Below are 6,442 nucleotides of genomic sequence, written 5' to 3'. Positions count from 1 at the left end.
GCAGCGATACCCATCAATGCACGTGCATGCCAGCATGGGTATCGCTGCGCTCCACCCATCCTACAGAGCTTGATCTGCGTGTAGGAGCGAGCTTGCTCGCGAACCGAGCCGGACGGTGAGAAGCGTTCGCGAGCAATAACGATGGCGTCCCCCTCGCTCCTACGATAGCGGTCAGTTCCAGTGACGCCGCGAAGCGCGACGGTTATCTCCCAGGCCCACCAGCGCCGCCAGCGAAGCCATCAGCACCTCGGCAATCCACGCCAGCAGCAGGCCGCCGGCCAGCGCCCAGCCGATGGCCTCCGGCTCCAGCACCACCTGGTAGCGATAATTCGCGTAGGTTTCCTGCAGCAGCTCGTGGTTGGGCGCCGTCAGCATGTGCAGCGCGCGCTGGTACCAGTTGCCCTGCAGCGCCTGCCATTCGTTCTCGAACAGCTGGGCGCGGCGCATCAGCCGCTCGATGTTGTCGGCATCGCGCTGGAACACCGGGTCGGCGCTGCCACGGTAGTGGGCCACCAGAGCGTTCAGGTCACCCTTGAAGAACTGCCCCGACGTGTCCTTGAAACCCTGCAGCGCCTGGGCTGCCTCGATGCGATGGGCGTCGACGCGTTGCGCGTAGTCCTTGATGAAGCCCGGCACCTGCACCGCGACCATCAGCCCCAGCGCAAACAGCACCATGCGTACGTAGCTGCGTAGCATTCTTTTCCCCTTCGTTCTTATGGATGTGCAAGGCGACGCCGGATTCTCCCGTTTGCCGCAGCGGCATTCCGGGAATGCTTCACGTCCCGATCAGATGCGGCCCTGGGTGACGATCTCGCCGCGCCACCAGAGCATCCATTCGCCGCCCTGCATCAGCGTCCAGTTTTCGTTATCGGTCAGCGGCTCGGTGGCGATCACCGTGACCACATCGTTGGGCGTGGTTTCCGACTGGAAATCCACCGTCAGGTCGGCATCGCGCAGGCGCGCCGGGCCGAACGGCGCGCGACGGGTGATCCAGGCCAGCTTGGTGCTGCAGAAGGTGAACAGCCAGTCGCCGTCGCTGAGCAGGCAGTTGAACACGCCCTTTTCGCGGTAGGAGGCGCAGGCGGTGACCAGCGTGGGCAGCAGCACCTCCACCGGCACCGGCTCGGGGAAAGCGCGGCGCACGCGGTTTAGCAGGTCGCAGAACGCCGCTTCACTGTCGGTATCGCCCACCGCGCGGTATAGACCTGGCTCGGGATGGAAGTCGGCAAGCTGGCCGTTGTGGGCGAAGGTCCAGTAGCGGCCGCCCATCTCGCGCACGAAGGGGTGGGTATTGGACAGGCAGACCTTGCCGACGTTGGCCTGGCGGATGTGGCCGATCACCGCTTCGCTCTTGATCGGGTAGCGCTGCACCAGCCGCGCGACTTCCGAATCGACGCTGGCGGAAGGGTCCTGGAACAGCCGCACGCCGCGCCCTTCATAGAAGGCGATGCCCCAGCCGTCGCGGTGCGGGCCGGTACCGCCGCCGCGCTGCATCAGCCCGGTGAAGCTGAAGACGATGTCCGTCGGGACGTTGGCGCTCATGCCGAGCAACTCGCACATGAATCAGTTCTCCTCCATCAGTGCCTCGCGCAGCTGATGCAGCTCGCGTTCCAGGCGATTCTGCATCCTTTTCCGCCCCAGCGGCAGGAACCGCGTGAGCGCGCGCAGCAGCAGGGCCGGCAGGTCGCTCAGTTCACGCGGGATAAGGTGCAGATGAAAATGTGGGACATGCTGGTTGGCCGCGGGGCCGTCGTTGACCAGCAGGTTGATGCCGACCCGCCCGTAGCCGGCGCGGCGCAACACGCGCTGCATGCGTTCGGCCAGCGGGATCAGGTCTTCCTGCGCGCTTTGCGAAAGCTGGTGCAGGAAGGGTGCGTGCTCGCGGGCCACCAGCAGCAGGTGCGCGGGGCGCAGCGGATAGATGTCCAGCAGCACGATGAAATGATCGTCTTCGTAGAGGATACGGGCCGGCACGCGACCGGCCGCGATGGCGCAGAACACGCAGTCCATGGGAACTCCTCGAAAGGTCGTTCAGTTCATGCTGGACGCGTGCGGGGCAGGACGCAAGGCGCGCTACAGGCGCGGTTCGATCCGCGCGCGGTTGTCACGCCGCTCGCTGGGGTGGGAGTCCACACCCTCCACCAGCTCGGGTTGCATCAACTGGCGGAGGGTCGGCTCGTCTTCCGCTTCCTTGTCCTGGCGACGCTTCTTCAGCGAACGCTCCAGCGGCCAGCGGATCAGCACGAACAGCAGGTACAGGCCGAACGCGGCAAGCAGGACCAGGGCGAGATCGGAGACGGCGCGCCAGGCGTTGTTGCCAACCTTGAACACCACGTCCAGCGCAGTGATGGCAATCGCCGGGGCGTACAGGTTGTTCGCCGGGTCTACCGGGGTCGGGGTGAACAACAGGACGATGACGATCACCCGCAGGGGTTCGCGCAGCCAGCGCCACATCCAGCCGGTCATCAGGAACCAGACCAGGGTCAGGCCAAGGCCGGCGGCGATGTAGGCGCCCCAGGCAAGCGTGTAATCGTGTTCGTTCATGCGCGTGCGTACGTGCGGTGTCGACAGAGGGGTGCGTATGATAGCTGCTTTTACCCATGGGTGCGCAGCCGGGCGTCATCCATGCCGTCCCCGAGGAGCCGCCATGACAGACCGTCAGCCCCCCATCGCCCGCCGCGAAGCCGCCGCCGATCCCTATGCCTGGCTGGAAAACCGCGACGCCGAGGACGTCCTCGACTACCTGAAAGCAGAAAATGCCTACTTGGAGGATCAGCTTCTTCCTCAGACGAAGCTGCGGGAAACCCTGTTCCAGGAGATCAAGGGCCGCATCCGCGAGACCGACCTGTCGCTGCCCACGCCCTGGGGCCCCTGGCTTTACTACCAGCGCACCACCGCTGGCGACGAGTACCCGCGGCACTACCGCTGCCCACGCCCGGCCGACGGTTCGCTGACCGTCGAGGAGAGCGCCGAGCAGCTGCTGCTGGACCCGAACGCCCTGGCCGGCGATGGCTTCCTGTCGGTCGGAGCCTTCAGCATCAGCCCCGATCATTCGAAGCTGGCCTACAGCCTGGATACCAGCGGCGATGAGATATACACGCTCTACGTGAAGGAACTGGCTGACGACAGCGTCACCGCCCTGCCCTTCGACGATTGCGATGGCAGCCTGACCTGGGCCAATGACAACCGCACCCTGTTCTTCGGCGAACTGGACGACACCCATCGTCCGCACAAGCTCTATCGCCACCGCCTGGGGGAAAGCGGCGCGCAGCTGATCTTCGAGGAGCCCGACGGGCGCTTCTTCCTCAACTGCTACCGCGCCAGCTCCGAGCGCCAGCTGGTGCTGCTGCTGAACAGCAAGACCACCAGCGAAGCCTGGGTGCTGGACGCCAATACGCCCGAAGGCGAGTTCATCTGCCTGGCGCCGCGCGAGGAAGGCCACGAGTACTATCCGGACCACGGCCGTCTGAACGACGACTGGGCCTGGCTGATCCGCAGCAACCAGACCGGCATCAACTTCGCCCTTTACCATGCCAGCGAAGCACAGCCGACCCGCGCCCACTGGCAGGAACTGGTGGCGCACCGGGATGACGTGATGCTCGAAGGGCTGACCCTGAGCGCCAGCGCCCTGACCCTGAGCCTGCGCGAAGGCGGCCTGCCGATAGTCGAGGTACACCCGCACGGCCAGCCGGCGCACCGCGTCGACCTGCCGGACGCCGCCTACAACCTCTACGTTCAGGACAGCCTGGAGTTCGACAGCGCGGTGATCCGCCTGCGCTACGAGGCGCTCAACCGCCCGGCACAGATCCGTCAGCTGGATCTCGCCAGCGGCGAACAGAAAGTCCTCAAGCAAACCCCGGTAGAAGGCCCGTTCGACGCCGACGCCTATGAAAGCCGCCGCCTCTGGGCCGATGCCGCCGACGGCGTGCAGGTGCCGATCAGCCTGGTTGGCCGCCGCGAAATGCTGGAAGACATCGCCCGCGGCAAGCCGGCGCCGCTCTATCTCTACGGCTACGGCGCCTATGGCGAGAGCCTCGACCCGTGGTTCTCCCACGCCCGCCTCAGCCTGCTGGAACGCGGCTTCGTCTTCGCCATCGCCCACGTGCGGGGCGGCGGCGAACTGGGCGAAGCCTGGTATCGCGCGGGCAAGCTTGCGCACAAGCAGAACACCTTCAGCGACTTCATCGCCTGCGCCGAACACCTGCTCAGCCACGGCTACAGCACCCCGGCACAGCTGGCGATCAGCGGCGGCAGCGCCGGCGGCCTGCTGATCGGCGCAGTGCTCAACCAGCGCCCGCAGCTGTTCGCCGCGGCCATCGCCGAAGTGCCCTTCGTCGACGTGCTCAACAGCATGCTCAACCCCGACCTGCCGCTGACCGTCACCGAGTACGACGAGTGGGGCAACCCGCAAGAGCCGGAGGTCTACGAACGAATCCGCGCCTACGCGCCCTACGAGAACGTCAGCGCCCAGGACTATCCTGCCCTGCTGGTAGTGGCCGGCTACAACGACAGCCGAGTGCAGTACTGGGAAGCCGCCAAGTGGGTGGCCAGGCTGCGCGTCAGCAAGACCGACGAGCACCTGCTGCTGCTCAAGACCGACCTGGGCGCCGGCCACGGCGGCATGAGCGGCCGCTACCAGGGCCTGAAGGACGTGGCGCTGGAATACGCCTTCCTGTTCAAGGTGCTGGGTATCGAAGGCAACGCCTGATGCTCTACACCTGTCCGTGCTGCGGCTACTTCAGTTTCGGCGACCCGCCGGGCTCGTACGAAATTTGTGAAATCTGCTGCTGGGAAGACGATCACCTGCAGCTCTGCTTCCCCGACGCACGCGGCGGCGCCAATGCGGTCAGCCTGATCGAAGCGCAGGTCAACTTCGTGCAATGGGGCGCCTGCGAAAGGCGCTTCCGCGCGGAGGTGCGCCCGGCGACCATCGAAGACGTGAAGGACGAGCGCTGGTTCCCGCTGTGGGAAAAACGCGTGGAATTGCCGGACGACGAAGCGCCGTTGACCGGCGAGGAAGCCTGCTACTGGCTGCGCGGCTGACGGCAGCAGCCGGCGCAGGGATCAGCCGGCGCGGAAGATCAGGTGCTCTTCCCAGTCGTCCTCGGGCACCGAGCCCTCGGCGAGCATGCGGCCGGACTGGGAAATACGTTCGTGGTGCACCGCATCCCGATCACCGCAGACCAGGTGGTGCCACAGCGGCAGGTCCTTGCCCTCGGACACCAGGCGGTAGCCGCAGGTCGGCGGCAGCCACTGGAACTCGTCGGCCTGGGCCGGCGTGAGCTGGATGCAGTCGGGCACGCTGGCGCGGCGGTTGGCGTAGTCGGTGCAGCGGCAGGTCTTCAGGTCCAGCAGCTTGCAGGCGATACGCGTGTAGTAGACGGCGCCGTCGTCCTCGTCTTCCAGCTTCTGCAGGCAGCACAGGCCGCAGCCGTCGCACAGCGATTCCCACTCTTCCTGATCGAGCTGGGCGAGGGTCTTGCGTTTCCAGAAGGGTTCGACTTTGGCGGCCATTTTTTGATCAGGGGCGATTTCACGGGGCGCAAAGTCTAAGCCCGCCGCGCGCGCAGGCCAAGCGCAGGCGACCATTGACCGCGCAGCGCTTGCCAGAGCGGGCCGCGCTGGTTAGTTTGATCGGCCCACGGGCGCGGTCCGCCTGCCTTCTACCAGCGCCGCGAGACCCGCCAACTGCCCGTCCCACCGCGATGCCCGGCCGACCACGGCACCATCGGCAGATTCCACGCCCTTCAAGGAGCCACCATGAGCGCCAACCCTCGCGTTTCCGAGCACCCCATCGACCCGCAGTTCATCAATCGCTGGTCGCCCCGCGCCTTCAGCGGCGAAGCCATTCCCGAAGCCACCCTGCTGAGCTTCATCGAAGCCGCGCGCTGGGCGCCGTCCTCCTTCAACTCGCAGCCCTGGCGCTTCCTCTTCGCCCTGCGTGATACGCCGAACTGGCAGCGCTACCTGAACCTGCTGGGCGAGTTCAACCGCGGCTGGGCGCAGCACGCCTCGGCGCTGGTGGTGGTGCTGTCCAAGACCACCTTTGCCCCGCCCGGCTCCAGCGAGGAGAAGCCCGCGCTGTGGCACAGCTTCGACACCGGCTCGGCCTGGGGCTTCCTCGCCCTGCAGGCGAGCCTGGCGGGCTGGCACACCCACGGCATGGCCGGCTTCGACCGCGAACTGGCGCGCACCGAGCTGAAGGTCCCGGCGGATCACGAGATCCACGCGGTGATCGCCATCGGCAAGCTGGGCGACAAGTCGATCCTCGCCGAAAGCCTGCAGGCCCGCGAAGTGCCGAATACCCGCCGCCCTCTGGCGGAAATCGTGGCCGAGGGCGATTTCTCGCTCTGATGCCCAGCGCGGCTCTGCCCTCCCTTGTAGGAGCGAGCTTGCTCGCGAACCGCATAACTCCGTGCCGTGCGGGTTCGCGAGCAAGCTC

8 protein-coding genes are annotated in these 6,442 nt (G+C 66.3%); 3 read left to right on the top strand and 5 right to left on the bottom strand.

Features of this window, described 5'->3' with window-relative positions; all coding sequences use genetic code 11:
- Window positions 1-171 precede the first annotated feature (171 nt).
- The 4 genes from ACCC94_RS26775 to ACCC94_RS26760 all read right to left on the bottom strand — a co-directional run bounded on the left by ACCC94_RS26775 (window position 172) and on the right by ACCC94_RS26760 (window position 2,544).
- Entirely contained in the window at window positions 172-696 is a 525-nt protein-coding gene (locus tag ACCC94_RS26775; RefSeq protein ID WP_413352633.1) for a DUF2937 family protein, read from the bottom strand.
- A gap of 90 nt (window positions 697-786) precedes the next feature.
- Complete coding sequence (locus ACCC94_RS26770; protein ID WP_259753744.1) at window positions 787-1,560, bottom strand: class II glutamine amidotransferase; 774 nt, start codon at window positions 1,558-1,560, stop codon at window positions 787-789.
- Window positions 1,561-1,563: 3 nt separating this feature from the next.
- Window positions 1,564-2,010 carry an HIT family protein gene (locus ACCC94_RS26765; RefSeq protein WP_413352632.1) on the bottom strand — a complete coding sequence of 149 codons (447 nt, stop codon included), beginning with the start codon at window positions 2,008-2,010 and terminating at the stop codon, window positions 1,564-1,566.
- A 63-nt stretch (window positions 2,011-2,073) separates the two neighbouring features.
- A complete protein-coding gene (locus ACCC94_RS26760; RefSeq protein WP_138215163.1) occupies window positions 2,074-2,544 on the bottom strand; it encodes an MFS transporter in 471 nt (156 codons plus the stop codon).
- A 103-nt stretch (window positions 2,545-2,647) separates the two neighbouring features.
- Between ACCC94_RS26760 and ACCC94_RS26755 the strand changes: the two genes are divergently transcribed.
- Together ACCC94_RS26755 and ACCC94_RS26750 are read left to right on the top strand one after the other, a co-directional pair.
- Window positions 2,648-4,708, top strand: coding sequence for a S9 family peptidase (locus ACCC94_RS26755; RefSeq protein WP_413352631.1), 2,061 nt, complete (start codon window positions 2,648-2,650; stop codon window positions 4,706-4,708).
- Entirely contained in the window at window positions 4,708-5,043 is a 336-nt protein-coding gene (locus ACCC94_RS26750) for a CPCC family cysteine-rich protein (protein WP_413352630.1), read from the top strand. The genes ACCC94_RS26755 and ACCC94_RS26750 overlap by 1 nt, the downstream gene beginning before the upstream one ends.
- Before the next feature lie 21 nt (window positions 5,044-5,064).
- Here ACCC94_RS26750 and ACCC94_RS26745 read toward each other — a convergent pair whose 3' ends face one another.
- Window positions 5,065-5,514: a YcgN family cysteine cluster protein gene (locus ACCC94_RS26745; RefSeq protein ID WP_413352629.1), complete on the bottom strand. Its 450-nt coding sequence runs from the start codon at window positions 5,512-5,514 to the stop codon at window positions 5,065-5,067.
- 246 nt (window positions 5,515-5,760) lie between these two features.
- On the opposite strand from ACCC94_RS26745, the gene ACCC94_RS26740 reads away from it, so the two are divergent.
- A complete protein-coding gene (locus tag ACCC94_RS26740; RefSeq protein ID WP_413352628.1) occupies window positions 5,761-6,354 on the top strand; it encodes a nitroreductase family protein in 594 nt (197 codons plus the stop codon).
- Window positions 6,355-6,442: the final 88 nt, after the last annotated feature.

It is taken from the genome of Pseudomonas sp. Pseusp97 (genome assembly GCF_047304025.1).
In the GTDB taxonomy this organism is placed as follows: Bacteria; Pseudomonadota; Gammaproteobacteria; order Pseudomonadales; family Pseudomonadaceae; genus Pseudomonas.
Note: the sequence above shows the minus strand (reverse complement) of the source record. Positions and strands in the feature narration are given on the sequence as shown.